The organism is Ciceribacter ferrooxidans, from assembly GCF_004137355.1.
Taxonomy (GTDB): Bacteria; Pseudomonadota; Alphaproteobacteria; order Rhizobiales; family Rhizobiaceae; genus Allorhizobium; species Allorhizobium ferrooxidans.
The window spans coordinates 1-259 of sequence record NZ_SDVB01000234.1; the positions used below are offsets into that span (position 1 = coordinate 1).

1 pseudogene is annotated in these 259 nt (G+C 67.2%); it reads left to right on the forward strand.

The features are described from left to right. Nucleotides 1-259, forward strand: a pseudogene (locus EUU22_RS10920) (Fe3+/spermidine/putrescine ABC transporter ATP-binding protein); the annotation flags it as partial.

Genomic DNA, 259 nt, shown 5'->3' on the forward strand with positions numbered 1-259 from the left:
AGTTCGGAATCACGGCGATCTTCGTCACCCACGACCAGGACGAGGCCATGGCGATCGCCGACCGCGTGGTGGTGATGTCACAGGGTCGCGTGGCGCAGGTAGGAACACCCGAAGCGCTCTACCGCGCGCCGGAGACACCCTTCGTCGCCCGCTTCATCGGCAATGCCATGCCGTTGGGCGGTACGATCGCAGGCGACCGGCTGCATCTGCGCGGCGGCGTGCTGACCCTTTGTGCGGCAGCCGAGGGCAAGACGGCCTT